The organism is Streptomyces sp. ME19-01-6 (assembly GCF_033793745.1).
Taxonomy (GTDB): domain Bacteria; phylum Actinomycetota; class Actinomycetes; order Streptomycetales; family Streptomycetaceae; genus Streptomyces.
This window is the reverse complement of record NZ_JARAXF010000033.1, coordinates 14,577-41,313: the sequence shown is the minus strand read 5'-3', so window position 1 is coordinate 41,313 and position 26,737 is coordinate 14,577. Positions and strand designations below refer to the sequence as shown.

19 protein-coding genes are annotated in these 26,737 nt (G+C 70.7%); 7 read left to right on the top strand and 12 right to left on the bottom strand.

The features are described from left to right. Positions 1-63: 63 nt before the first annotated feature. The 5 genes from PV419_RS42720 to PV419_RS42700 form a co-directional block, all read right to left on the bottom strand. Positions 64-2,658 carry a hypothetical protein gene (locus PV419_RS42720; RefSeq protein ID WP_319698334.1) on the bottom strand — a complete coding sequence of 865 codons (2,595 nt, stop codon included), beginning with the start codon at positions 2,656-2,658 and terminating at the stop codon, positions 64-66. Positions 2,659-2,727: 69 nt separating this feature from the next. After that, entirely contained in the window at positions 2,728-4,620 is a 1,893-nt protein-coding gene (locus PV419_RS42715; protein ID WP_415925506.1) for an ATP-binding protein, read from the bottom strand. 82 nt (positions 4,621-4,702) lie between these two features. Next, on the bottom strand, positions 4,703-6,172 hold the full coding sequence (locus PV419_RS42710; protein ID WP_319698425.1) for a DUF2201 family putative metallopeptidase: 1,470 nt from the start codon (positions 6,170-6,172) through the stop codon (positions 4,703-4,705). A 105-nt stretch (positions 6,173-6,277) separates the two neighbouring features. Further along, positions 6,278-7,783: a glutamate synthase subunit beta gene (locus PV419_RS42705; protein ID WP_319698331.1), complete on the bottom strand. Its 1,506-nt coding sequence runs from the start codon at positions 7,781-7,783 to the stop codon at positions 6,278-6,280. Positions 7,784-8,203: 420 nt separating this feature from the next. Continuing rightward, a complete protein-coding gene (locus PV419_RS42700) occupies positions 8,204-11,662 on the bottom strand; it encodes a SpoIIE family protein phosphatase (RefSeq protein ID WP_319698330.1) in 3,459 nt (1,152 codons plus the stop codon). Positions 11,663-11,944: 282 nt separating this feature from the next. On the opposite strand from PV419_RS42700, the gene PV419_RS42695 reads away from it, so the two are divergent. After that, entirely contained in the window at positions 11,945-12,691 is a 747-nt protein-coding gene (locus PV419_RS42695) for a YhjD/YihY/BrkB family envelope integrity protein (protein ID WP_319698329.1), read from the top strand. Between the two features lie 35 nt (positions 12,692-12,726). Here PV419_RS42695 and PV419_RS42690 read toward each other — a convergent pair whose 3' ends face one another. Next, on the bottom strand, positions 12,727-13,683 hold the full coding sequence (locus PV419_RS42690; protein ID WP_319698327.1) for an MBL fold metallo-hydrolase: 957 nt from the start codon (positions 13,681-13,683) through the stop codon (positions 12,727-12,729). A 73-nt stretch (positions 13,684-13,756) separates the two neighbouring features. Continuing rightward, entirely contained in the window at positions 13,757-14,686 is a 930-nt protein-coding gene (locus PV419_RS42685; RefSeq protein WP_415925505.1) for a serine hydrolase, read from the bottom strand. A 38-nt stretch (positions 14,687-14,724) separates the two neighbouring features. Here PV419_RS42685 and PV419_RS42680 point away from each other — a divergent pair, with 38 nt between their 5' ends. After that, positions 14,725-15,753: a LysR family transcriptional regulator gene (locus tag PV419_RS42680; RefSeq protein ID WP_319698325.1), complete on the top strand. Its 1,029-nt coding sequence runs from the start codon at positions 14,725-14,727 to the stop codon at positions 15,751-15,753. 93 nt (positions 15,754-15,846) lie between these two features. Then, positions 15,847-16,344 carry an allene oxide cyclase barrel-like domain-containing protein gene (locus PV419_RS42675; RefSeq protein WP_319698324.1) on the top strand — a complete coding sequence of 166 codons (498 nt, stop codon included), beginning with the start codon at positions 15,847-15,849 and terminating at the stop codon, positions 16,342-16,344. 67 nt (positions 16,345-16,411) lie between these two features. Here the strand turns inward: PV419_RS42675 and PV419_RS42670 are convergent, their stop codons facing one another. From PV419_RS42670 to stsA, 5 genes are all read right to left on the bottom strand, one after another. Continuing rightward, entirely contained in the window at positions 16,412-17,236 is an 825-nt protein-coding gene (locus PV419_RS42670) for an ABC transporter permease (RefSeq protein ID WP_319698323.1), read from the bottom strand. Beyond that, positions 17,226-18,176 carry an ABC transporter ATP-binding protein gene (locus tag PV419_RS42665; protein ID WP_319698322.1) on the bottom strand — a complete coding sequence of 317 codons (951 nt, stop codon included), beginning with the start codon at positions 18,174-18,176 and terminating at the stop codon, positions 17,226-17,228. The genes PV419_RS42670 and PV419_RS42665 overlap by 11 nt, the downstream gene beginning before the upstream one ends. Then, on the bottom strand, positions 18,173-18,481 hold the full coding sequence (locus PV419_RS42660; RefSeq protein ID WP_319698321.1) for a PqqD family protein: 309 nt from the start codon (positions 18,479-18,481) through the stop codon (positions 18,173-18,175). Before PV419_RS42660 ends, PV419_RS42665 begins: the two co-directional genes overlap by 4 nt. 12 nt (positions 18,482-18,493) lie before the next feature. Beyond that, the gene (gene stsB / locus PV419_RS42655; RefSeq protein WP_319698319.1) at positions 18,494-19,912 is read right to left on the bottom strand and encodes a StsB family radical SAM/SPASM domain sactipeptide maturase; all 1,419 of its coding nucleotides are present in this window, start codon (positions 19,910-19,912) and stop codon (positions 18,494-18,496) included. Positions 19,913-19,996: 84 nt separating this feature from the next. Continuing rightward, positions 19,997-20,134 carry a StsA family sactipeptide RiPP gene (stsA, locus tag PV419_RS42650; protein ID WP_319698317.1) on the bottom strand — a complete coding sequence of 46 codons (138 nt, stop codon included), beginning with the start codon at positions 20,132-20,134 and terminating at the stop codon, positions 19,997-19,999. Positions 20,135-20,523: 389 nt separating this feature from the next. On the opposite strand from stsA, the gene PV419_RS42645 reads away from it, so the two are divergent. The 4 genes from PV419_RS42645 to PV419_RS42630 all read left to right on the top strand — a co-directional run bounded on the left by PV419_RS42645 (position 20,524) and on the right by PV419_RS42630 (position 26,679). Next, the gene (locus PV419_RS42645) at positions 20,524-21,258 is read left to right on the top strand and encodes a Mut7-C RNAse domain-containing protein (protein WP_319698315.1); all 735 of its coding nucleotides are present in this window, start codon (positions 20,524-20,526) and stop codon (positions 21,256-21,258) included. 211 nt (positions 21,259-21,469) lie between these two features. Further along, positions 21,470-22,639 carry an ATP-grasp domain-containing protein gene (locus PV419_RS42640; RefSeq protein WP_319698314.1) on the top strand — a complete coding sequence of 390 codons (1,170 nt, stop codon included), beginning with the start codon at positions 21,470-21,472 and terminating at the stop codon, positions 22,637-22,639. A 276-nt stretch (positions 22,640-22,915) separates the two neighbouring features. After that, on the top strand, positions 22,916-25,660 hold the full coding sequence (locus PV419_RS42635; protein WP_319698313.1) for a non-ribosomal peptide synthetase: 2,745 nt from the start codon (positions 22,916-22,918) through the stop codon (positions 25,658-25,660). A gap of 62 nt (positions 25,661-25,722) precedes the next feature. After that, positions 25,723-26,679: an NAD(P)-dependent oxidoreductase gene (locus PV419_RS42630; RefSeq protein ID WP_319698311.1), complete on the top strand. Its 957-nt coding sequence runs from the start codon at positions 25,723-25,725 to the stop codon at positions 26,677-26,679. Positions 26,680-26,737 lie beyond the last annotated feature (58 nt).

Genomic DNA, 26,737 nt, shown 5'->3' with positions numbered 1-26,737 from the left:
CTGGACCGAGCAGACGCTGTTCGTCCGAGGCGTCCACACCGGCCGCGCCGCCCGCGCTCGCCGTCAGCTGATCACCGCGGCCGTGGTGGCCAGCAGCTCCGGGAGGGTGCCGGTGAACTCGGGCATCAGCCGCATGGCCACCGCCCACGCCTCCGGATCCTTGCCCAGGTGGGCGTTGATGAGGTCCACGGTCTCCCGGCGGACCCGGCGCAGCTGCTCCTTGTCGCTGTCCCGGGACTCCTGGTGGCGGTTGGCGAGATAGGTCGCGGCGACGCGGGCGGGCTTGGCCTCGTGCAGGATGTCCGGCAAGGTCAGCTGCCCGTAGGACGTCGCCAGGTTCAGCCACTCCTGGTGGCCGTACACATACCCGGGCAGCTGGTGGTGGCGCAGCAGCTCCAGAGCGGTGGGGCGGGGGCCGGTGAGCCGGTGCGGATGTGCGCGGTGCTCCAGCCGCACCTCCGCGAGCCGGCAGTCGGCGCGCAGCTCTTCCGGGAAGTCGTCGCGCTTCGCCAACTCGACCAGCAGGGCGTCCGGCAGCGGGTCACGGCCGTGCTCGGCCGTCAGCTCTTCCCATGGGAGGTCCGGGCCGGTCTCCTCGGCCAGCCGCTCCAGCGCCGCGGAGAGCTGGTCGCGCCGTCCCTCGGCCGCGCTGCGCAGATGCGTCGCCTGGCTCGTGGGTGACTTGGCACGCGCGAGCCGCTCACGCAGCTCGGCCAGGCCGTCCGGTGCCTCCAGCGCGGATCGGACGATCTTGTGGGTCGCCGCCGGCAGCGGGTGCTTTTTGCTGCGCCGATCGGGAAACTCGGTCTCGTCCAGCAGCGCGCGCACCTCCTCCCCACCGTGTCGCTCCCACAGCCGCACCAGCAGCAGCAGCTGCCCGGCGAGCGTATGCAGTTTGACCTTGCCGAGCAGGATCCGGGCGAGGCGCGGATCACCGGCCTCGCAGATCGGCAGCAGCCAGTGGCGGCGCCCGCTGTCCCGCAGCCCCGCGAACACCTCCTCGGTGAGCGGCAGCGGACCCTCGCCGCTGTCGGGCCGGCTGCGCTGCCCGGAGAGGATCTGTCGGCGCTGCTCGGGGGTCAGCGGCGTGTTGATGTACAGCTTGGCGTTGATCTCGGGGTCGTCGTGGAGCAGCAGCTCCGCGATGGTGTTCTCCGGCAGCTCCCAGTCGGAGGCGATACCGGCCAGCACGGAGACTCCGTAGAGCTCGACGAAGCGGTCGCGCAGGGCGGCCGACGGCTTGTGGTGGACCAGCAGATGCTGGATCGAGCGGCGGTCCAGGTGCTCCGCGAGCGCCAGCTGGACGTCCTCGGCGGCCAGACCGTACAGCTGCAGGAACACCGCCCGGGCACCCTCCGGTGCGCTGACCGGGTACTCGGGAGCCAGCGGCCGGGGCCAGGTCTTGCCCCGGTGCTTGGCCGTCTGTTCGCGGGCCGCGGTGACCAGCTCCGTGCTCGTCCCTGCGAAGCGGGGCATCAGCGAGTACAGGGCGCGCCAGGCGGCGAAGTCCTCGCCCAGCTCGGCCGCCAGGCCGGTCAGCGCCTCGCGGACGGGAGCCTCACCGTAGGGCAGCGCATTGAGGACCGTGCGGGCAGGGCGGATCTCTGCCAGCACCCGGGTCACCGGATAGGCACCGCTGTGGATGCCCCGGCCCAGCAGCTTGGCCAGGTCGAAGCGGGAGTGGGAGCCGTTCCAGTCGCCGTCCGTGAGCAGCTGCCACGGCAGCGGGGAGGAGCCGGGGAGATCGCGGGGCGCCTTCTTGTAGGCCGCCAGCACGATCTCGTCCGGGCAGTCCTGGCGGGCCGCCAGCATGAGGAGCGCCCTGTTCGGCAGGGGCTCCCGCCGGTGCTCGGCCAGCAGCGGGTCCCAGTCCACGTGGCCCAGGGGGAATGCGTCGTGCGTCCACCTCACCTCGCGCAGCCGGTTCACCAGGTCCGCCCCGGACAGGGCCGGGGCGTCGGGGGCCGGCACGGGCCCCGCGGGCTTGTCGGCGGTCTCGTCGGTGGCCTCGGACACCGAGGCACCCGCCAGCACAACCGCCGGGTCAGGCGCGGCCACCGCTCGGCGCACCAGGTCCGCCACCGTCGGGCGCAGCGCGGGCAGTTCGGCGAGTTCGGCCAGCTCAGCAACGCCGCCGTAGGTGAGCACGGCCTGGCAGGCCGCCAGCTGGTCGTCCGCCCCCGCCTTGTAGCCGACGCACTTGAGCGCGTGGCGCACGACCCCGGGGAAGGGCGCACGCAGCGCCGGGAGGAGCTCTTCCACGCTGCTGGTGTTCAGCAGATACTCCACCAGCCCGTCCGGCTCATGCCAGTCGGGATCGTCCAGATTCCGCTTCGCGCCCTCCAACACCGTGGCCCGCAGTTTCCGACGGTCGCCGTACCCCCGGTAGAGCCGCGGGCCGAGGGCCGTGTAGCCCAGCGCGGCAAGGCGCAGCAGCACCGGTTCCCGCTCGCGCGTCAGCGGACACCCGGACAGGGTCCAGATCAGTTCGGCGTCGCCGGTGGCGAACGCCGTGTCCACCAGATAGTCGGGCAGCGGTTCCCGCCCGGCCATCAGCGCCATGACCTCCTCGCGCAGCCGGGCCATCAGGTCCGGGGCGAGTACGGGGCCGGCCAGCCGGAACGTGACCGAGAGCAGGGAGTCGTCGAGGGTCGCCACGTCGGGTGTTCTCCGATCGTTGAGAAGAGTGCGGGGGAGCAAGAAGGGCGAAGGGGCAAGAGCCGGGGGTCAGGGGGTGGCGGACAGCTCGGCCATCTTGGACAGCGCGCCGATCCAGAACCGCTGCCGCTCCGGCGTCTGCCCCACCAGATGGGCGGCGCGCAGCTTCGGCGGCATATGGCGCAACAGCCGCGCGACCACCTCGGCATGGCGCTTCAGCTGCGAGACCTCGGCGTTGGCGAACACCTGGTGCACCAGATCGGTGTCATTGGTGCCCTCGGACGAGCTCTCGCAGGCCGCGGCCAGCCTGGTCTCCCACTCCGCCACATCGCGCGCCAACTCCTTCAGCCCGATGACCTTATGCCCCGAGCTCTCCGACAGCCGCGCCTCGAGCTGGGACAGCGGCACCGGGGCGTACTCCCCGTCGCCGAGGTAGATCAGCCCGGTCTCCAGTGGCTGCCCGGCCAGATGCAGCTTGATCAGCCGCTCCAGGGTCCGCTTGGTGACCCACTCCCGGCCCTCGTCGTCGATGTCGCTCTTCCACCACTCCAGCACCGTCTCGGCCACCTCGCCATAGGTGCCGATCAACCACTCATTGGCGGGGATGTCCTGCGGGCTCACCTCGTAGCTGACCGTGAAACGGCTGGCCTGCGCCACGTTGTTGCTGCTGACCAGCAGCTTGCGGCCGAGGTGGTACGGCGGGTTCTGCAGCGCTATCTGAGCGCACAGCCCTGGAATCGGCCGGCCGGCCAGCGACCACTCCTGGGTGATCTCCATCAGCTTGGCGAAGGTGGCCTTGTCCTTGGGCCGGTTGTACTCGTCCCACACGATCACCTTGGACTCGGGCCCCATGAGCGAGCGGCTGAGCAGCGTGTCCAAGGTGCCGTCGGGCGTCGGGATCGGCACACACAGGTCCTCGACGTTGGTCACCGGCAGCGAGAAGTAGACCGGGTCGCGCCCCGTCTCCTCCCGGACCACCGCCTTGGTGATCTCCGTCTTGCCGCAGCCGGGCGGACCCTGGAGCAGCACGGACCAGTTCTCCCGGACGGCGGTGCGCAAAATGGCGCGCACCGGGTCGGCGATGGCCGCCGGGTTCGGACAGCCGATGGCGGCCGCGATGCCGTCCAGGATCTCCGCCGTGCGGTCGGGACCCGGCTTGCCGTCCGACTTCACATCCCGCAGGCGCAGCCGCTGACCGCCGACCAGCGGCAGCCCCCAGGACAATGGAAACCCGGCGCGGGCGCAGTCCAGCACATGCTGGAGGGTGCGCGGGGACAGCAGCGAGCGCAGCCGCGGGGTCAGCCCGGCCCAGAGCCGGAACACCTCGGTCAGGTCCCAGTCCGGGTAGCGCTCGGCCAGCTTCTGCCGCCAGGCGGTGTCATTGGCGGTCACCCGCAGCGTGACCATGCGGTCCAGAACGGCCAGATCGCTGCGCCGGGCGCTGGTCTCGGCCAGCGACTCGTTGTCGGCGAGGAAGACACCGACGCAGCCGAGCGCGCGCAGATCGTGCTCGCCGAGCGTCCAGTTGCAGGCGATCTGCATCAGCTGGGACTGAATGGTCTCGCCGGCCTGCAGCGAGTCGTCGATCAGCAGCACAAAGGGGGTGCCGGGGGTGAGCTGGCGCATGATCAGCTGGGTGAGGACCAGCTCGCCGCTGTGGTCGTCCCGCACCGGCGCGTTGACCAACAGGTCGTCCGGGGTCAGATTGGCCGCCGGGACCAGGATCACCTCCGTGCCGGGGTGTGCCTCGGGGACGTAGGAGAGAAACGTCGACGTCTTGCCGATGCCGTGCTCGCCGAAGACCTGACCGGTCTGTCCCATGGCGATCATCGCGCTGATGAACTGCTCCAGACGGGCGCCGCCGCCCGGCCCGGTCCGCCGCGGCGTCTGCCGCGCCGTCTTCCGGGGCTGCCGCGCGCCGCCCGCCCGCCCGGCGGACGCGTCCCCCTCGGCCGGTGCCATCGTCTCCACGCTGCTCACAGTGGTTTGTTCCCTCGTTGTGTGTCTGTCGATTGTCCGAAACGGTCAGCCGACGAGTCGACCGTCAGCTGTCGCCGGTGATCACCCGGTGGCAGGCCATCGGCGGATCGTGCCGCTCCGGCCAGTCGTTCCCGCCGTCCGTGATCAACCAGATCCACCGGTCGGGGCGGGCGGGGGTGACCTTGGGCGCGTATCCGTCGGTGACCATGATCACCGCGTCGGCGCGCTCCTCGAACCGCCGCCCGTTCACCGCCAGTCGGCCCTCGACATAGTCGACGACCAGTTGGAAGTTCGTCCCGCCGCCGCCGAGCACCCGCTCTCCGGGGACGAAGGGCATCACGGCGCCGTCGAAACTCAGCCAGTGGCTCTCCACCCCGTCGGTCCGGCCCACCAGCGAGGTGATCCAGTCGACCACCGCCTGCGGCATCGACCCCGAGGTGTCCAGCGCGACCACCACGACCTTGGTCCGCTCCGCGCCCCGCCGGGAGAGCATCGGGTCGTGGCCCAGCGCCAGCAACACGGCCCCCTGTTTCTTCGGATAGATCAGCCGCTCACCCTCGCGCAGCTTGGAGGCCAGCACATCGGAGAGCCAGCGCCGCCACCACTCCACCCGCCGGGTCCGCGGGGTCTCACCCCGCAGCGCGGCCAGGCCCATCCGGCCCCACATGCGCTCCAGCCGCCTGCCGCCCCCGGCACTGCGGTCCGCCAGGCCCAGCATCTCCTCCCGGGCGATGCCCTCGCCGCGCAGCGCCGCGCGCATCACCTCGCTCAAGGTGGCCTCGACGACCCCGGAGAGCGTCTCCTCGTCCATCGGCAGCCCGGGGCCCGCCCCTTCGCCCTGCTCGGCCCCGGCCAGGCGCATGTGGATGCACACCGCGGGCGGAACGGGGGGCCGGCTCATCCGCTTGAGCTCCCCGTACACCCCGAGGTCGGTGTCGACGAAGTCCTGATACGACAGCGGCGCCAGGCCCTGCTCGGACAGATCGGCCACATACCGCCGGTGCACCTCGCGGGGGTCGACGCCCACCGGCTCGCGGCGGGTGCCCCCGAGGCCGTCGGGCACCTCCTGGGTGGGCAGCTCGGTACGCCCCAGCCGGACCATGGCCACATGGTTGATCGCCACCTCTGCGGCCAGCTCGAACACCGGGTCGGCGCGCAGCTCCTCGTCCACGTACAGATGGCGGTGGATCAGATGGCGCGCCTCGTGGAACAGGACGAACCGCGCTCCGCTCGGCCCGATCCGGACGAAGAACTCCGGGTTGTACAGCAGCAGGCAACTGCCGTCGCCCACGGCCACCACCGCCGCCGTCTCCACCGCCGCGGTGGCGATCTGGTGGTGACACTTGGCGTACAGCCACGAGCCCACCACGCTGTCCTTGACCCCGAAGTCCAGCAGCGCCGCCTCCTTGAGCCGACGGCCCTCCTCCGCCACGGCCGGATCCGCCACCTGACACTCCAGCAGCGCCCGGCGGTCGCTCAGGTCGATCACCCCCCGCGCCGCGGCATGCCGGCTCTCCCCCGTCACCCGTGCCACTGTCTCCCCTTCTTCGCGCATGCCGCTTTCCGGCGCGCCGTGCCCGGCCCGCCACCAAGAACGTTATCCACCGGGTCCGACAGCGCGACCCCGGGGCCGTGGTGCTCAGACGACGAGCGGGCGGTCCGCGGGGGTCACGGGGGCCGGCAGCGTGGTGGAGCCCGCGAGATAGCGGTCCACGGCCGCGGCGGCGGAGCGGCCCTCGGCGATCGCCCATACGATCAGCGACTGGCCGCGGCCCGCGTCACCCGCCACGAAGACGCCTTCGCTGCTGGTGGCGAACCCCTCGTCCCGGGCGATGTTGCCCCGGGCGTCGAGCTCCAGGCCGAGCTGGCCGATCAGACCGCTGTCCCGCTCAGGACCCGAGAAGCCCAGCGCCAGGAGGACCATGTCGGCCCGCAGCACCCGCTCGGAGCCCGGCTCGGGCCGCCCGCCCGCGTCGACCCCGACCAGCCGCAGCGCCCGGACGGCTCCCGCCGCTCCCGCCGCGCCAGGGCCCTCCGCCCCCTCGAAGCGGATCGTGGCGGCCGAGAACAGCCGCGCGTCCACGTCGGCGTCCGGGGACGCGCCCAGCTCCTGGGCCTCCTCGTGGGCGGCGGACATCCGGTAGATCCTGGGGTGGACCGGCCAGGGCTGGTCCTCGGGCCGCTCGGCCCCGGGCTGGGCGTGGATGTCCAGCTGGGTGACGGAGGCCGCGCCCTGGCGCAACACGGTGCCCAGGCAGTCCGCGCCGGTGTCCCCGCCGCCGACGATCACCACGTGTCTGCCCTCGGCCGTGAGGGGCGGCCGGGCGAAGTCGCCCTCCTGGACCCGGTTGGCCAGCGGCAGATACTCCATCGCCTGGTGTATTCCGGCCAACTCCCGCCCCGGCACCGGCAGCTCCCGCCACGCCGTGGCCCCGACCGCGATGACCAGCGCGTCGTAGCGGTCCCGCAGCTCCGCGGCGTCCACATCGGTGCCCACGCCCACACCCGTACGGAACTTGGTGCCCTCCGCGCGCATCTGCTCCAGGCGGCGGTCGAGGTGGCGCTTCTCCATCTTGAACTCGGGGATGCCGTAGCGCAGCAGACCTCCCACCCGGTCGGCCCGCTCGTACACCGCCACCGTGTGTCCGGCGCGGGTCAGCTGCTGGGCCGCGGCCAGGCCCGCCGGGCCCGAGCCGATGACCGCGACGGTCCTCCCGGACAGCCGCTCCGGTGGCTTCGGGGTCACCTGACCGCTCTCCCATGCCCGGTCCGCGATGGCCCGCTCGACGTTCTCGATGGTCACCGCGGGCTGGTTGATGGCCAGCACACACCCGCTCTCGCAGGGTGCCGGGCACAGGCGGCCGGTGAACTCCGGGAAGTTGTTGGTCGCGTGCAGCCGCTCGCTCGCCCGCCGCCAGTCGTCGCGCGCGACCAGGTCGTTCCAGTCGGGGATGAGGTTTCCCAGCGGGCAGCCCTCGTGGCAGAACGGGATGCCGCAGTCCATGCAGCGCCCGGCCTGGGCGCCGACGATCGGCAGCAGGCCGCCGGGTACCTGGACCTCGTTCCAGTCCCGCACCCGCTCGGCCACCGGGCGGCGCGGCGGAAGCCGGCGAGGTGTGGTGAGAAAGCCTTTCGGGTCGGCCATGGCGGCATCCTTTACCCGTGTCTGTCCGTGTCACGGACCGGCCGCGTGGTGGCGGGCGCATCGCGGCACGCCACGCCTTTCCCCACTGTACGTCCGGGCGCAAGGGCGCCCGGCGCCACCACCTCCGGCCGCCGCGCGGTCGGCGGCGCCTGCCGCCCCGGCAGACGGCGGTTCAGCGCCTTCGTGGAGGGGACGGAGACCGGCACGGCCCCTCACCCGACGCGCCCTCGCCCGCGCTGCCGCCCCGCGGCGGGTGGCGCCACGGCGGCCGGTCGCCCCGGTGGTGCGGGCCGCGCTGCTGGACCGCGATCCGGCCTGGCCCGGCCGTTCCCGGTACCCGGCGGAAGACCGGTGCCCGGGCGGAGCCCAGGGATCTGGCGAGGCCCTGGATCTGGCGAGGGCCTGGGACCTGGCTGAGGCTCAGGACCCGGCCGACGCGGCGAGCAGGGCGGTGTCGTCGTCGACGTGTCCGGGGGCGCGGAGCAGGCCCATGGAGCGGTCGATGATCCGCTGCGGGTCGAGCCGGGCCGCCGCGGACAGCCCCGCGCAGGTGGCCCGCAGGGCCGCCAGCCCTTCGTCGACGGAGAGCCTGCTGTTCTCCACCAGGCCGTCGGTGAACAGCAGCAGCCCGGCGCCGGCCGGCAGCCGCGTCTCGTGGTCCTCGGGCGCCCCCTGCGCCAGCCCCAGCGGAGCACCCGGCCGGGTCTCAAGGAAACCGGTGGTCTCGCCCGCCACCACCAGCGGCGGAAGGTGTCCGCCCGAGGCCCACCGCAGCAGGCGGGTCCGCGGGGCGTACATCGCGTACAGACACGTCGCGAAGTGTTCGACGTCCAGCGACCGCAGATACGCGTCCAGCTTGGCGAGGAGCGCGCCCGGGGAGGCGCGGTCGAGCGCGAAGCCGCGCAGGGCGGGCCGCAGCCGGCCCATCACGGTCGCGGCGGCCACGTCGTGGCCCATCACGTCGCCGATCGCCAGCCCCATGGCCCCGTCGGGCAGCGCGATGACGTCGTACCAGTCGCCGCCGATCTCCGTACCGGTGGTGCTGGCCCGGTAGTAGGACGCGGTGCGCAGACCGGCCACCTGGGGCAGGTGCTGGGGCAGCAGCGCCCGCTGCAGGGTCAGGGCCAGCCGGCGCTCGTTGCGGAACCGGGCAGCGTTGTCGTAGGCGAGGGCCAGTCTGCTGGCGAGGGATTCGAGGTGGCTCCGGTCCTCCTCGCGGTAGGCGCGCCCGCACCTGGCGACGGCCAGCGCCCCCAGCGTCCGGCCGTGGGCGACCAGCGGCACGGACAGCACGGTGTCGGGCGGGGGCGCCCCGGCGCGGCCCGTCCCGAGGCTGTCGCCGAGGGCGCGCTCCAGCTCCTTTGGCCCGGCCGTCCGCTCTCCGGCGGCGAACACGGACTGCTCCGCCCGCGGGTCGGTGACGCGGATCCGGATCTCGTCGGCGAAGGCCGGAATCAGCACCTCCGTCGCGGTCTCCAGCACCTGCGGCGGGTCGAGGCTGTCGGAGAACAGCATGCTCGCCTGGGCGAGGGAGGTGAGCGCGGCCGCGCGGCGGCGGCTCTCGGTGAGCACCTCCTCGCGCAGCCGCGACAGCTCCAGGTTGGCGCGCACCCGGGCGAGCAGCTGGCGGGCGGAGAAGGGCTTGGCGAGGTAGTCGTCCGCACCCGCCCGCAGGCCCCGCACCGTCGCCTCCTCCCCGGCCCTGGCGGTCAACACGATGATCGGCAGGCGGGTGGTCCGCGGATCCGAGCGCAGCGCCCGTACGAGCGCGAATCCGTTCAGGCGGGGCATCATCACATCGGTGAGCACCAGGTCGACCGGGCGCGACAGGGCGGTCTCCAGCGCCGTCTGTCCGTCCCCGACCAGCAGCACGTCGTGGTCCGGGCCGAGCAGCTCCTTGAGGTAGTCGCGCACATCGGCGTTGTCGTCGGCGACCAGCAGCAGTGGCCGACGGGTGCCGTCGCCCTCCTGCGAAGCCGCCGCGGACCGCTCGTCGGCAGCGGTGGCCGGGGCGGCGCCGGTGTCCGCGGGCATGCCCGTGTCGCTGTCCATGTCGCTGTCCATGCCGCTCTGCAGCCAGTGCAGCGCCTCCCCGGCATAGGCGGCGGTGCGCTCCTGCCGGGCGGTCCCCTCATGGCCGCGGTGGCCGGCGACGGCGCCGGTGGCCCCGGCCGCGAGATGGTCGGTGCCGAACGGCACCTCGACGGTGAACGTGGTGCCCTCGCCCGGCCTGCTCTTCACCGAGATGGTGCCCCCGTGCAGCTCGACCAGGTCCTTGACGAGCGCGAGGCCGATGCCACTGCCCTCGCGCGAGCGCGAGCGCGCCCCGCGCACCTGGTGGAAGCGGTCGAAGAGATACGGCAGCTCCTCCGGGGGCACACCGGTGCCGGTGTCCGCCACGGTCAGCCGGGCCCGGTCCCCGGCAGCGGCCGTCCGCACCGTGACCCCGCCCGCGAAGGTGAACTTCAGCGCGTTGCTGAGCAGATTGAGGACGATCTTCTCCCACATCTCCCGGTCCACGTGCACCGGCTCCGGCAGCGGGGGGCACTCCACCCGCAGGCTCAGCCCCGCCAGGTCGAAGGCGGAGCGGAACACCGCCGCCAGTTCCGCCGTGACACGCGACAGATCCACCGGCTCGAAGCTGCCCTTCAGCCGCCCGGCCTCCGCCCGGGAGACATCGAGCAGCGTGTTGACCAGCTTCAACAGGCGCAGCGCGCTGCGCTCGGCGAGCTCCAGCTGCCTGCGCCGCTCGGGCCGGTCCTCCACCGAGAGGGCCTGCTGCACCGGCCCCAGCAGCAGGGTCAGCGGGGTGCGGAACTCATGGCTGACATTGGAGAAGAACGTCGTCTTGGCGCGGTCCAGCTCGGCCAGCGCCTCCGCGCGCCGGCGGTGCTCCTGCTGGGTGTGCGCCGCCGCCAGGGCCGAGCTGACACCGCGGGCGAGCACATCGTAGAAGTCCCGGTAGGGGGCGTTGACGGGCAGCTTGGGATTGACCCCCGTGACGAGTACGCCCGCCACCTCATCCGAGCGGATGAGCGGATGGGCCAGCGCCTTCTCCTCCGGCCATCCGAGCAGCGAACCCGGGAGCCAGGCCGGGGCGGCGTCCCCGACCACCGCGGCCAGCCGCGCCGCGAGCCCGCCCTCCTCGGCGGCCCCGTCGAGCCGGAGGTCCTCGGCCGGCCCCGTGGCATCCGCCGCTACGGCCGTGGCGGCGGCGAGCCGCAGCCTTCCGGGCCGCGGCGCAAGATAGACGGCGGTGAACGGTACGTCCTCGCGGTGGCAGTCCAGCATCTCCGCGACCGTTCGGGCGACGTCCTGCGGGGTGAGCAGCCCGGCCGTCCTGGAGCCGAGGGCGGCCAGCAGCCGCAGCCGCCGCTCGCTGAGCACCCGGGCCGTGGTCTCGGTGACGACGGACAGCACCCCGCCCACCGTGCCGTCCGGCAGCGTCACCGGCTGGAAGGAGATGTCGTAGTAGGACTGCTCCAGGAAGCCGCGCCGGATGAGCGCGAAGCGCATGTCCTTGACGAGGATCGGCTTGCGGCTGTCCATCACGGAGCGGAAGAGCGGACCCGTGGTCGCCCCCCAGTTCTCCGGGAACACCTCGCCGCACGGCCGGCCCAGCGCCCCCGGGTGTTTGCTGCCGATGAGGTTGCCGTAGCCCGCGTTGTACAGCATCCGGAGTTCGGGGCCCCAGAACAGCGCCATCGGCTGTTCGGAGTCGAGGGTGATCCGGAGGGCCTCGGTCAGCCGGACAGGCCACGTGTCCGTCCGCCCCAGGGGGGTCGCCGACCAGTCGATGCCGCTCATCAGCCTGCCCAGCGAACCGCTCGCGGCGAACAGCTCCTCCACTGGTGAGTGCTGCCTCTCGGGCCCGTTCATGGAGTCGCTCTCCTCAGTCACAGTGTGGCACAGCGGCTCGCGGTGGTGACCGGGCTGTGGGCGACGGCGAGTAGCCAACTCCTGAAATGGACTTGCGGGACAAATGGTATGGTGTTCCGTGCGGAACCCGAGCACAGGCCGAGCGGAGGTTCATGAGTGCGCGGGCCCACACCGCGGGACGACGGAGCGCCGCGAGACGACAAAACGCCGCGCGGCGCAAGGGCGCGGCGGGACCATGAATCCCCCTTCAAGCGGCTGCACGAGGCCTTCCACGCCTCCCCGATGGGGCGCGGTTGGCGGCGCGGCAGCGAGTTCGAACTGCTGCACCGCGCCATGGGGTTCGCCGCGCTCGGGTTCCTCACGCTCGTACCGCTGCTCATCGTGGTCGCCGCTGCCGACCCGGTGAACCGGCACGGGTTCGCCCAGTGGCTGGCCGAGGGCCTCGGAGTGGCCGACGGGTCGCGGGACGAGGTGAGGCGGCTGTTCGCTCCACCGCGGCAGGCGTTGGAGACCACGACCGCCTTCGGTCTGGCGACGCTGTGCGTCTTCGGCCTCCGGTTCGGCGCGGCGGTGCAGACCGGCTACGAGAAGGTGTGGGAGCTTCCCCCGGGCCGCTGGCACACCGTCTGGCGGCATCTGGTGTGGCTCGCGGTGCTCATCGGCTACCTCCTGCTCTCCTCGCACCTCGGGCCGGGGTGGCGGCTGTGGATCGGGATCGTGGGGACGGTCGTGTTCTTCTGGTGGTCGCAGCGGGTGCTGCTCGGCGGGCGGATCGGCTGGGGCGCCCTGCTGCCCGGAGCACTGGCGACCGGCCTCGGGCTGTTGGGTCTGCGGATCTTCTCCCGGCTGGTGTTCTCCCCGCTGATCGCCTCCAGCGCCGTCTCGTACGGCCCCGTCGGCACGGTCCTGGTCGTCCAGTCCTGGCTGGTCGGCGTCGGCTACGTGGTCTTCGGCGGGGCGCTCCTCGGGAGGCTGGCGCACGAGGAGTGGGTCCTGCTGTCGCACCGGCGCCGGCGCCGGAAGGGCTGATGCCGGCCCGCCGGTGCGACCGGGAAACGACGAGCTCAGAAACGGTACGGAGCCAGATAGTCCGGCAGCAGGATCCGCGTCCCGGGCGCTGCCGCCCGCACCTGCGCCTGGAAGCCGTCCAGGTCCATCGTCGGGTCCTGCCGGGGGCCGTCCTTCAGCGGGGTCTCGAAGACGTCCCAGTGCACCGGGACGACGGTGGCCGGGCGGCCGAGGGCCGCCAGCAGCCGGGGCACATAGCGGTGCGTCGAGGTGCTGCTCGGCACCGCGACCATCGCCACATCGGGCCGCAGGCCCTCGGCGTCCCGTTCGCTGAAGTCGCTCGCGCCCATCAGGAACGCCGACGGGCCGTCGCCCACCGTCACCTGGAACGCCAGCGTGTCCCCCTCCGGCAGGTCGGAGATCGTCTCCGGCCTGCCGGAGGGCGGGGTGTGCAGCGTGCCCGGGGCGAAGTAGCCCTGGGCCTTGTTGCGGCTGTGGCGGCCGGCGACCACCTCCACCACGTATCCGCCGAAGTCCAGCACCTCCCCGCCCTTGACCACGATCAGCCTGCTCGGGTCGATCCCGAAGGCCCGCAGCAGGTGGTACGTGGTCTCGGTGCCCACGACCCGGGCGTCGGTGGAGCGGACGATGAACGGGACGTCGCTGATGTGGTCCCAGTGGCTGTGGCTGACCAGGACCAGCTCAGGGCGGCCGGTGTGCCGGGTGACCAGCTCCTCGTTGGTCTCCAGTTTGGTGCGCGCGTTGAAGGAGCCCGTGAACAGGCCGGTCTCGAAGCGTGTCAGATAGGGGTCGGACAGCACGGTCCGCCCGTCGAAGTCGATCCGCCACCCGGTGGTCCCCAGCCAGCGGAACTCCGCCCCCGAGACCTTCCTGGTCCGGCGCGGTGCGGCGGCCGCCCCCGAGGCCGTCGACAGCACCGGGACGGCCGCCCCCGCGGCGGCTCCCCGGAACAGCAGACGGCGGGCGAAGCGTGGTCTCTGCTCGTCGTTCATGGCCACAGCACAGCAGGCGCCGGCCGCCCCCGTCCAAGATCTGAACTTCTCCCCATCGATATGCGAGTGGATATCACAGCAGGTCAGCGCCTCTGAGGTGATCCACGGCCAGCCGGGCCGCCCGGCCGATCGCCGCGTCCACGGCGGTGTTCACGGTGCCGGGTTCGCGGGTCCGGGCGAACACCGCGACCGCGTACCGGCCGCCGTCCGGGTAGTGGACCACGCCCGCCTCCATGTGCAGGCTCGGCAGGGTGCCCGTCTTCGCGGCCACCCGTACGTCGCCGGGGAACCCGGAGACCAGCCGGTGGCGGAAGACCTGCCGGGCCATCAGGTCGCGCACCTGTGCGCACGCCCGCGGCGGCCCCGCCTCGTCCCGCCAGATCAGCCCCAGCAGCCGGGTGATGTCGCGGGCCGTGCTGCTGGTGGTCCGCCGCGGGTCGAGCACCCGCAGCTCCCGCATCCGCTCGGGGCCCAGGGTGGGGAAGACGGCCGCGAACTCGGTCTCGTCGCGGGCGCCCACGTCCTCCAGCATGGACTCCAGCAGCTCCCGAGGGCCGCCCACGACCACCGTGCGCTCCAGGCCGAGTTCGGCGGCCAGCAGCCGCACCGTGTCCAGGCCCACCCGGTGCATCAGCACATCGGCCGCCGTGTTGTCGCTCACCGACAGGGCGAAGTACGCCAGATCGCGCAGGGACATCTCAACGTCGTCGAGGCATCCGGCGGTGCCCCACCCGCCGAGCCGGTCGGCCGCAGTCAGCAGCACCCGCTCCCGTGGGTCGAGCTGTCCGGCCGCCGACTGCCGCGCGAACTCCAGCACCAGCAGGATCTTGAACACGGACGCGATGACCACCGGCTCGTCCGCGCCGACGCCGATCTCCCGCCCGCCGTCGACACCGACCGCGTGCAGCCGCCCCCGCGCCCCCGCGGCCTCGAAGACCGCCGCCACCTGCCCCTCGATCTCCGCGAGCTTCCCGACGTCCCCGGCCTCCCCGATCGATGCCAATGTCACGGTCCCCCTCGTGTGTCGCGTATGGTCGGCCGGTGGATCTCATACGCCACCTGCGGCTGTTCATTGTCGTCGCCGAGGAGCTGCACTTCAGCCGCGCCGCCGACCTGCTCGGCATGGCACAGCCTCCGCTGAGCCAGGCCGTCCGCAGGCTCGAGGGCGAGATGGGGGTGGAGCTGTTCGACCGGTCCCGCCGTCAGGTGCGGCTCACCGCCGCGGGTGCGCTGCTGCTGCGGGAGGCGCGCGAACTGCTGGCCCGCGAGGAGCGGCTGCGTACGGTGATGCACCGCGCCCGCGCCGGGGAGCCGGCCACCCTGCGGGCCGGAGTGCCGCCCCAGACGCCCGCCCGCACCCTGCACGCCCTGCTGGCGGCGTGCGCCGACCAGTGCCCGGGGCTGCGGATCGATCTGCAGGAGGTGGACACGGCCGAGCAGGTGCGGCTGCTGTCCCGCGGGCGGCTCGACGTGGGCTGGGTGCACCATCCTGTCGCGTGCGAGGGCGCCACCGATCTGACGCTCGGTCCCATGGTCGGTGTCGAGCTGGGGGTGGTGCTGGCCCGTACCTCCCCGCTCGCCCGTCTGCCGGAGGTCTCCCTGGCCGACCTCTCCGGCCATGACCTGGTCCTCTTCCCCTGGGAGGGCGCCCCCGGCTGGTACGACCGGACGCTCGACCTCTGCCGGGCGGGCGGCTTCGCCCCGACCGCCGTCCGCCATGCGCGCAACCCCGAGTTCCTGGTCGGCCTGGTCGCCGCCGGGTGCGGGGTGGCCTTCGACGACGGCCGGGTGGCCGGACGGGAGCCACGGGTGATCTGGCGTCCGCTGGCGGGGCGCCCGCTCGTCCAGCAGATGTCCGCCGTCTGGCCCAAGGAGCGTACGCATCCGGAGGCCCGGCGGTTCGCGGGCGTCGCCGCGGAGGCCGTGGCCCGCGACGCGACGACGGCACGGCGGCTGCCCGCGCGCCCGGACGAGGAGCGGCACGAGGAGCGGCACCAGCAGCGGCCGAGGCCGTGGTCGGTGGTGTTCGAACCGGGCGCCGGGCCCGCGCCGGATCACACGGATGGCTAGGACCAGTCGCGCAGTCACGATCTTGGTCGGATCCTCTATTTATCTGACACATGGGCATTGTTGGCCCTGTGCTTTGCAGAGGAGATAAGCGCCATGCATCACCTGAAGCGTGCCGGCCTCAGCGTGGTCACCGGGCTTGCCGCCCTTGTGGCCTGCGCCGTCCCGGCTTCGGCCCTCGGGGGCGACGACCTTGACCCGTCCCGTCGGGAGACTGTCTTCCACCTGCTCACCCAGCCGACCCAGCAGACCTCCCTGGACTTCGACGGCCCTGGGGCGAGCCAGGGAGACGAGCTCATCATCAGCGGGAACGTGCTGCGGGACGGCCAACCGGTGGGCACCTTCAGCGAGGTGTGCACACTGACCCGGGTCGAGCCAGTCGACGAGAGCGACCTGCTGTGCCAGGGCACCCTCGTCCTGCCGCAGGGCCAGATCACCTTCCAGGGACGGTTCACGATCACGGCCGCCGGCGCCGGGGACGTCACGCTGGCCATCACGGGAGGCACGGGCAGCTACCGCACCGCACACGGCTTCATCCACGCCGTCAACCCGGGCGCCCCCCAGACGGAGATCGTCGTCCACCTCATCCCCTGACCAGCAGGTCAGGCTCGTATGGCGGACCCGGGCCGGGCACGGACAGCGCGGCCCGGGTCCGCCGGCGTCAGATCTCGCGGGCGCGAGCCATCAGAGAGCGTCCGATGAGGGCGCAGGCGACGGCGGCGATGGCGAGCAGCATCAGCATCCACGGCCAGGCGGCGCCGAACCCGAAGAGGGCCCCGTCGCGGATGCAGCGGATCCCGTAGGTCACCGGATCGGCCCAGGACAGCCAGCGCAGCACGGGGGCCATCTGCTGCGCGGGATAGAACGAGGGGCTGGCGAACAGGAGCGTGGGCGCGAGCACATTGATGGTCACCGTGAAGCGCTGGAAATCCTTGAACAAGGTGGCGAGCAGCAGGTAGAGACCGTTGAAGGCCATCGACGCGGCGGCGATCCCACAGAAGATCGCAGCCCAATGGCTCGGCGGCCAGCGGAAGGTGAACACGAGGAGGGAGACTCCCAGCGCGGCCAGGCTCTGCGCGAGCACGAGCAGCGTGCTGACGAGGAGCTTCCCCGCCACATAGCTGCCGCGCCGCAGGGGGTAGGACCAGAGTTCGACATCCATCCGTCCCATGCGCTCCTGGAAGAGGGAGGTGCCCGCGGTGGTGGCCGCCGCGAGCATCGACGAGAGCAGCAGGGCGGGGACGGCGAATTCCGGGTAGCTGACGAGACGGCCTTCGTACCGCACGTCCCCGACCAGACGGGACAGGGAGGTGGCGAAGAGCAGCAGGTACACCGCGCTCGGTGTGATGGCGAGCAGCAGATTGGTGCGGTTGCGGGTGAGGAGCAGGTACTCGCGGTACATCGTCGCAGCGACGTCCCCGTGCAGCCGGGACGGTGGCGCGGGCGCGGATGCGGGCGCCGACCCCGGGGCGAGGTCAGCCGTCATGTCCGGCCCCCACGAGCGTCAGAAAGGCGTCCTCCAGCGACGGCGTACGGTATTCGACCGCCCCGATGCCGATGCCGAGCGCCTCCGCATGGCTGAGCAGCGCGGGGAGGCGGGCCCGCATGCCCTGGCCCCTGACCTCGACCTCGCCGTTCCCGGCCGTCACCCGCAGCGCCGGCTCCCCCCGGCCGAGCACGGCCAGCAGCTCGTCGGTGTCCCGTGGGCTGCCCGGGCGCACCAACGCCACCTGGCCGCCGAACCGCTCGGCGAGTTCGCGCGGGGCCGCGAACTCGACCAGCCTGCCGTGGTTGACCACCAGGACCCGCCGGCAGTTGCGCTCCACTTCCTCCACGTAGTGGCTGGTCCACAGCATGGTGGTCCCGTGCCGGCGGCGCAGTTCGTGCAGCAGCGTCCACACCTGGCGGCGGCCGCCCACATCCAGCCCGGCGGAGGGCTCGTCGAGCAGCAGCAGCGGCGGATCGCCGAGCAGCGCCCGAATGACCTGCAAGCGCCTCCTCTCCCCTCCGGAGAGGGTGAAGGTGAGCTGGGCGGTCTTGCCGTCCAGGTCGAAGGCGGTGAGCAGATCGTCCACCTGCCGTCGGACGTCGCGCCAGCGCAGCCCCTTGTATCTGGCGGCGCTGCGCAGATTGTCCAGGGCGGGCAGCATCATGTCGAACGGGCCGCTCTGGTGGACGACGCCGATCCCGCGCTTGGCCGCTCCCGAGGGCGCCGCGGGGTCGACCCCGAACACCTCGACGGCGCCCCGGGTGGGCACGGTGGCCCCGCAGATCATCTTGATGAGCGTGGTCTTCCCGGCCCCGTTCGGGCCCAGCAGCCCGATGACCTCGCCCGGCTCGATGGCGAACGACAGGCGGCTCACCGCGTCGTGTTCCATGCCGTCGTACCGCTTGACCAGCTCATGCGCATGAACCGCGGGCGTCATGCCGACGGGCCCGCGGTCCTGGGCGGGGCGACGTCGTCGGCCAACAGCAGCCCCTGCCCGGCCAGGGAGTCCAGGAACTCGCGCACATCCCGCACGACCACGGCTGCCGCTCCGGTGTCCTCGGCGGCGTACCGCTGCGCCATCTGCGAGGCGATGGCGTTGACGGGCTGTCCTTCGGACACGAGCAGCCACAACTCGGCCCCCGTGCTGTTGAGGGTCTGGAACTCGCCTGAACCGGCGTCGTAGAGCCGCACTTCGCCGTCGTCGGCCATCCAGACGACGTCGGGGGCGATCCGGTAGAGCATGGACGTATCCCTTCAGTCGACGAGGGGGAGGAGGCGGCGGCCTGCGGTCTTCCAGTCCTCGTACACCGGATGGACCGTGTCGTCCCGGACCAGGTGGGGTTGGAGCATCTGGTCCTGGTGTTCGGTGAGTTGGTGTCCGGACACTCCGGCGGCCCGCCACCAGTTGGAGATCATGGAGTGGCGCAGCATCCGACACAGATGGCGGCCGTTGCGGTGCACATCCCCGCTCTCCGCCATGTGGTAAGCCCGGCAGCCGCCGCCGCAGGCCGCCCGGATGTAGCAGCGCCGGCAGTCCTTGAGGTTCTCGCCGCTGAATACGCTGTTGCCGCGCATATCGGCCAGCACCGGGGCCGCGAAGAGTTCGGCCAGCCGGTGCTCCCGTACGTTACCGGCCTTGTGCACCGGCTCGGTGACGAGTTTGCACGGATACACATCGCCCAGTGAATTTATATAGATTTCATTGCCGCCCATGCCGCAGTTTCCCCTGATGGTGCAGGGCTTGCTGGGCTTGGGGCCGTCGGGGAGAAGCTTGTCGGCCATCGGATTGGTCCAGAAGAATTCCTGGATCTTCTGGAAGTCCCGCCATCCGAAATCGTATCCGTCGGTCGCCGCGCGGCCGAGGTCCGAGTGGTACATGAGGCGCACCCGGCGCACCTTGAGGTCGTCCACGAATGCGCAGACCTTCTCCAGGGCGTCCACGTTCTCCGGTGTCACCACATGGTTGATGACCGGGACGACGCCCGCCTCATTGAGCAGCCCCAGCCCCTTGCCGGTCCGGGCGAACGTGCCCTTGCCGCGGGTCCGCTCGTGTATTTCCGCCGTGCCGCCGTCCACGCTCACGGTCACCGTGCCGAAGATCTCCGAGATCCGCCGCGCGATCTCCGCCGTGCGGATCATCGTGCCGTTGGTGATCATGTTGACGGTCAGTCCGCGGTCGCGGGCGTGCGACGCGACCAGGAGCAGGTCCTTGCGCAACATCGGTTCGCCGCCCGTGAAGATCATCTGCCGAACGCCCATGTCCGCCGCCTGGTCGACGAGATCGAGCGACTCCTCGGTGGACAGCTCGCCGGGCAGGCACTTCTCCGACGAGGCATAGCAGTAGGGGCAGCGGAGATTACAGCCGTCGGTGATCGCGTAATAGACGGTGGTGAGGCTCGGCTCGGGCCGGCGCACCGCCGGGCGGTGTCCGGGCAGATAGACGATCCACTTGAGCACGAGCTTGGCCAGGACGCGCTCCGTCCCAGCGGGTCCGCCGTCGTACGGCGGGGGCTCCTGGCCACGGCTGAGCGCCTTCAGTACGGCGGATTCCGGTTCGCTCAGCACACACCAGGCGGCCAGCTCGGGGTTGGCGACCAGATGCCTTTCCGAGTGTCGGAAATAGACGAGATCTTCGGGAACGACCAGGTCGGACCACTGTTCCAGTAGCTTCATCCTGCACCTCCCATGAGCAGGCGGGGCGCCGGCCGCGCGCCGGGCCCCGCCTGCCGGCTGACGGGGACTGCCGACAGCCGTCGGTCAGATCTCGAGTCTCGGCTCGGACTCCGCGTTACCGGACCCGGCGCCGGCACCGCCCGAACAGTCGCAGGAGCACGGCTGGTCGATCTCGAACTCGATCGGGAGCATTTCCGGCTTCACCCAGGCAGGACTTTCCATGATTCGTCCTTTCTCGCGATTGGGACTTGCGGTCACCCGCTCCCGGACAGTCGGCCCTGATTTTCGGGCGCGATGGACGATGGGGGCATGGCGTATTCCCATCGCAAGGGCGGGCATGGGTTGTGCGGCAGATCGGCCGAACCATCACAGCATTGGGGTGGTCGGTCGTGAGTGTCAACAGGAACAAGGCGATCCGGATGGTCGGTGATCAGGGTGCCCGAACGGGCATAATATTCGCGCCATTTTTCTTCCGCCTATTTAATTGCGCCGAGAGGCCCTTGTGCTCCGCGTGTCGATCATTTCTGCATTTCGATGGCGAGTGACGGGAGGCGACGGAAGTGACGGGAGTGGTGCCCGCACCCCGCCCCGAGGCCTGGCATGCTGGCCATGTGAACGGACCGGAGATCCACCTCAGCCTGGCCCCCGAACTGCGGATGTTCGCCGTCCCGGAGCGGCGCCGGGACCGGACCGCCGTCGTCACCGACGGAGCGTCCACGCTCGGCCACGTCGTCGAGTCGCTCGGCGTGCCGCTCACCGAGGTCGGCGGGCTGCTCGTGGACGGCCGCGAGACTTTGGTGTCGCATGTGCCGCGCGCGGGCGAGTCCGTGGAGGTGCGCGCGGTCGCGCGGCCGCAGCGGGTGCCCGGCGCGCCGCTGCGCTTCCTCCTCGATGTGCACCTGGGCACGCTGGCCCGGCGGCTGCGACTGCTGGGCGTGGACGCCGCCTACGAGAGCGAGGACATCGGCGACCCCGCCCTGGCCGCGCTCTCCGCCGCCCAGCAGCGGGTGTTGCTCTCCCGGGACCGGGGGCTGCTGCGGCGGCGCGAGCTCTGGGCCGGGGCGTTCGTCTACAGCGACCGCCCCGACGACCAACTGCGCGATGTGCTGGGCCGGTTCACCCCGGCGCTCGCCCCCTGGACGCGGTGCACCGCGTGCAACGGCCCCCTTAAGGACGCCGACAAGGACGCCGTCCGAGAGCGCCTGGAGGGTGGCACGCGCCGCACCTACGACGTCTTCGCCCAGTGCACGGCCTGCGGGCGTGTGTACTGGCGCGGCGCGCACCACGCCCGGCTGGAGGCGATCGTCCGGCAGGCGATGGGGGAGTTCGGCGCCGCCGCGCACTAAGGTCCACGTTTCGGTTGAGGTCGGCGAAATACGCCCTGTGGAGCAGGAATGGAGTGAACGATTCCATTCCCGCCCATCATTCAACTTGTGACTTGCATCACAGCCTATCGGTAATGGATCACAACTCTGTATCCCTGTGCGACGATGCCACGGTGTTGGCCTTGACGACGTGACTAAGCGTTTTGGTCGGCCGTCAAACGGGGAGGCAAGAATGCCGACGATGATTGTTATCGGATATAGAGCCGATCTTGACCAGGCTCTGCGGCGCCGGGGCTTGGATCCCTTCTATATCGCGCAGGAGCCGGCGATCCCCCCGAAGGATCGACGATTCAAGCGTGTCATCGATATCGAGGACGTCCAGGAAGTGCTGCGGGCAGTGCTCTCCGCGCGCATCGATGACGTGGTAGGGGCGCTGAGCGTCCATGAAATGGGCGTGTTCGGGGCAATCTATTTGCGGCAACAGCTGAACCTGCCCGGGAATACAGATTCAAAGACAGCTCTTTATTTCCGGGACAAGTACCTCCAGAAGAGCAAGCTGCCGCCTCACATCAGGCGGGCTCGCTGCCGGTACGCGTCACAGGACACGTCGTACGCGGATCTCGTCGACGATCTGGGGAGCGTCTTCGTGATCAAGCCGGCGACCGGAGCCGGCTCGCTCCGTACGAGCATCGTCCGTTCCCCGGAAGAGTATGCACGAGCCCTGGAGCCGTTCCCGGGCCACTCGGACGTCCAGATCGTCGCCGAGTCCTTCATAGACGCCCCGGAAGTTTATATCGACGGAGTCTGGGAGGATGGCGATCTCCGATGGTCGTCCATGAGCAACTACCACGTATCACCGCTGACGGCCGCACAAGGCGGCGTCATGGCCGCCTACCTGCTGGACAGAAGGCGGCATTCAACCCTGTTCCATCAGTCGGAGACGCTCGCCAGTGAGGCACTCGCCGGCCTGAACGCACCTGATTGCGTATTCCACCTGGAGATCTTCACCACAGAGGCGGGGCTGACTTTTGGCGAGTGCGCCATCCGCATCCCAGGAGGGCTGACCCCTCAGATGAACCAGTTGACATTCGGCGTCGACCTCTTCGACGTCGAAATCAGCCTCGCGCTCGGGGAAGGGGCATCTCAAGCCCTGAGCCAGAACAGGGCGCCGGATCGCTTCCACGGATGCATTCTGCTGCGCCCTTCCAAGGACGGCAATCTGACCCAAGAGGACTTCGAACGCAATTTCCTTTTCGATGAGATCGATTATGATTCATCTCCTGATGCGCCGATCGGGCCATACGGCCTCGTGGGTAAGGCAATCGTATCCGACCCGGACGAGCTGAAACTGCAGAAGATGATCGAGGACATCGTGCGCTTCAACGAGGCCGGGTCCACCTGATCCGCTGGACCACCCGGACCGGGGCGCCCGGACCAGGGCGCCCGGCGCCCATGAGATCATCTCGCCGCGCTTCCATGTGCCGCAGGCGCCACGCCGCGCCCGGCCCCAGCCGCGTTCACCTGTGACCCGCCCAAGATCCGCGCCAGCCCCAGGGTCCCCATCACCATCCGTGCGCGATGGGATTTCAGAGCCAGGCCTGGTGTCTTTCTCGATACGCCTCGCCCGAGCCTCTGCTCTCTCTTGTTTTCCGTCACTCCCGATCGGAGGACTTTCCCCATGCCGGATCAACGTCCTGCTTCGACGCTCCCACAGCTGCTCGAGCGTGCCGCCTCTGACACAGCTCAAGGCATCACGTTCATCGGCGGCCCGTTCCTGTCGTACGCCGAGTTGCGGGAGTGCGCCTGCCGGATTTCTCACGGGCTGCGCGGCTGCGGCACCGCCCCGGGCGACCGGGTGCTGATCGAGGCCAATGATCCGGAGAATTTCTTCCGCGCCTTCTGGGGGTGTGTGCTCGCCGGTGTCGTGCCGTGCCCGATCGCACCGCCGGCCGACCCCTCCCGGTGGCGTGCGCAGTTGGAGCATCTGCGTACGCTCTTGGGTGACCCGTTGATGGTCGTTTCCAAGGCGGCTCACGCAGACCTGCCCGATGTCGGGTTGCGGACCGTGACGGTCGAGGAGCTGAGCCATGCCTCGGCCGAGCACGATCAGCTCCATACGCCCGCGCCGGACGATCTCGCCCTGCTGATGCTCACTTCCGGGTCCACCGGATCGAGCAAGGCGGTCAGGCTCACCCACGCCAACCTGCTGGCGGCTCAGGCCGGGAAGGCGAGGGCGCTGGAACTCGGGCCCGATGACACCTCGTTGAACTGGATCTCGGCCGATCACATCGCCGCGATAGAGGCGCACCTGCTGCCGATGTTCAATGGCGCCGACCAGGTCATGACGGTTCCGGCCACGGTGTTGGCGGACCCTGTGGAGTTCCTCAGGCTGATGGCGGCGCACCGGGTGCGCGTGACCTTCACCCCGAACTTCCTGTTCGGGCAGATCAATCAAGCCCTCGCAGGGCGGCAACCCTCCCAGCGGGAGTTGGACCTGTCACGGGTGCGGTACATCATTTCCGGCGGTGAGGCCACCGTGACCACCACCGTACGGACATTCCTGGACACCCTCTCCCGCTACGGGTTGCGCGAGGACGTGATCGTGCCCGCGTTCGGGATGACCGAGACCTGCGCGGGCTCCATCTTCAACCGCCACTTCGCCACCCGCGACCGGGGGACGGAATTCCCTCCGCTGGGCCGCCCGGTGCGGGGTCTGCGGATCCGTATCACGGGCGGCGACGGCGCGGTGCTGGCCTCCACCGGCCAGCCCGGCACGGCGGAGCCGGGTGAGGTGCAGCTGCGCGGCCCGATGGTCTCCGCCGGCTACTTCGGCAATGACGAGGCCACCGCCCAGGCGTTCACCCCCGACGGCTGGTTCCGCACCGGCGACCTGGGTTACCTCGACCCCGAGGGTCGGTTGATGCTGGTCGGCCGCACCAAGGACTCCATCATCGTCAGCGGCGTCAACTACTACAGCCATGACCTGGAAGCGGTCCTGGACGAGCTGGACGGGGTGAAGCGCGGGCAGGTCGCGGCCTTTCCGATCCGACCGAAGGGGGCCGACTCCGAACAGCTCGCCGTCGCGTTCGTCCCGGCAGGCGATCCCGCCGACGACACGGCCGTGTACCGGGCCATCGTGGCGATCCGCAGCTCCACGGTGATGCACTGGGGGTTCCGTCCTCAGCTGATACTCCCCGTCGCCGAGGCCGAGATCCCCCGCGGCAACCTCGGCAAGGTCCAACGGTCGCGGCTGCGCGCGGCCGTCGAGGCCGGGAGCCTGGACGCGGCGGCCCGTCGGTCGGATGAGGTGAGCACCCGGTTCCTCGGCGGCTATGTGGCGCCGGAGGGTGACGTCGAGATGGCACTGGCCGACATTTACGCCCGCGTACTGAACACCGAGAAGGTGCCGGCGACCGCCAGTTTCTTCGATCTGGGCGGCACCTCGCTGGACGTGTTGCGGCTCAAGCTGGAGATTCAGATCGGGTTCGGCATCGACGATCTGCCGATGTCCACGCTCCTGCAGGCCCCGACGGTGCGCGCGCTGGCCGGCCGCCTGAGAGCCGGGCGGGTCGTCGATGCTGCCGGGGATTCCGCCTACGATCCGCTGGTGCCGCTGCAGGTTACCGGGGACGGGACGCCCCTGTTCTGCGTCCATCCCGGCCTGGGGGAGGTGCTGGTGTTCATCAATCTCGCCAAGTACTTCACGGGCGAGCGGCCGTTCTACGCGCTGCGGGCACGCGGGTTCGGCCAGGGGGAGACCCACTTCGGATCGTTCGCCGACATGGTGTCCACCTATGTGGAGGCCATCCGGCGGGTGCAGCCCAGCGGCCCGTACGCCGTCGCGGGGTACTCCTACGGCGGGGCGGTGGCGTTCGAGATCGCCAAGCGGTTGGAAGCCGACGGCGACCAGGTCGACTTCGTGGGTGTCTTCAACCTGCCTCCGCGGATCTCCGGCCGCATGAACGAGATTACCTTCACCGACGGCGCGATCAACCTGGCGCTGTTCCTCGAGTTGATCAACGCCGCGGACATCGAGGAGCTGACCGCCACACTCCGCCCGCTGCCCGAGGCCGACCAGCTGGCCTATCTGATCGACCATGCGCCGAGGCGCCGGCTGACCGAACTGGACCTCACCCTCGAGCGGTTCACCGCCTGGGTCGACCTCGCCCAGAGCATGGTGCACCTGGGCCGTGACTACGAACCGTCGGGGTCGGTCGGGCAGGTGAAGGTCTTCTACTGCACTCCGCTGCGCGGCACCAAACAGGAGTGGTTGGACAATCAGCTGAGCCACTGGGACGAGTTCACTCGTGACCCCAACGCCTATATCGAGGTCGACGGGGAGCACTACACCTTGATGAGCCCGCAGCATGTGCACACCTTCCAGGCGACCTTGCGGCAGGAACTGGCCCGCTCGCTCGGCTGAGGCCCGGCGCTCGGCTGAGGACCGGGAGAGGCAACCGCTCATACGACCAGGAGCCGCTGATCATGCAAGGCAAGAAGATTCTCATCACCGGTGGAACCGGACAGGTCGCCAGACCCGTCGCAGAAGCGCTCGCCTCCGGCAACGAGGTGTGGTGCCTCGGCCGGTTCGGCGACGCGGACGCCCGCAAGGCTCTCGAAGAACTGGGTGCCCGCACCGCCACCTGGGACATGGCCACCGATGATCTGGAGGGCCTGCCGCGCGACTTCACCCACGTACTGCACTCGGCGGTGCACCGGGGCGACGGCCATGACTTCGAGGAGACCGCGCACATCAACGCCGTCGGCACCGCGCGGTTGATGACACACTGCTCCGCGGCCGAGTCGTTCCTGTACGTCTCGTCCGGCGTGGTCTACAACCGGGCCGATCGGACACATCGATACCGGGAGAGCGATCCTCTGGGCGGGGCGGCGCCATGGCTGCCGACGTACCCCGTCGCCAAGATCACCGCCGAAGGGGTGGTGCGCGGCCTGGCCGAAACGCTCGCGTTGCCGACGGTGATAGCCCGCCTCAACATCGCCTACGGCCCGTACGGTCACGGCGGCGTGCCCATGATCTTGTTCAGGGAGATGCGCAGGGGACAGCCGTGCGCGGTGCCTCGCGAGGGGCAGAACTACTGCAACCTGCTGCACACCGATGACCTCGTCCGCCAAGTACCGCTGTTGTGGGATGTCGCGCAGGCGCCCGCGCGGGTGGTGAACTGGGGCGGCGACGAGGAGGTCGGCATCACCGACCTGCTGGAATACATGTCCGCGCTCACCGGCGTGCCGGTGCAACTGGACCGCGGCGATTACAGCCGAGAAACAGCGATCTTCGACCACAGCGCCCGCCGCGCCTTGATCGGCGACTGCTCCGTCGGCTGGAAGACCGGGATCGCCCGCACCCTGGCCGATCTGTTCGAGGAATACCGCGACCGCATCGACGAGTACGCCGATGCGCTCGCAGCCGAGACGTCCAAGTGACAACGAGGAGTGGAGATCCGAGCATGCGCAGGTCCGCGGATATCGACGCGCTTGAGCA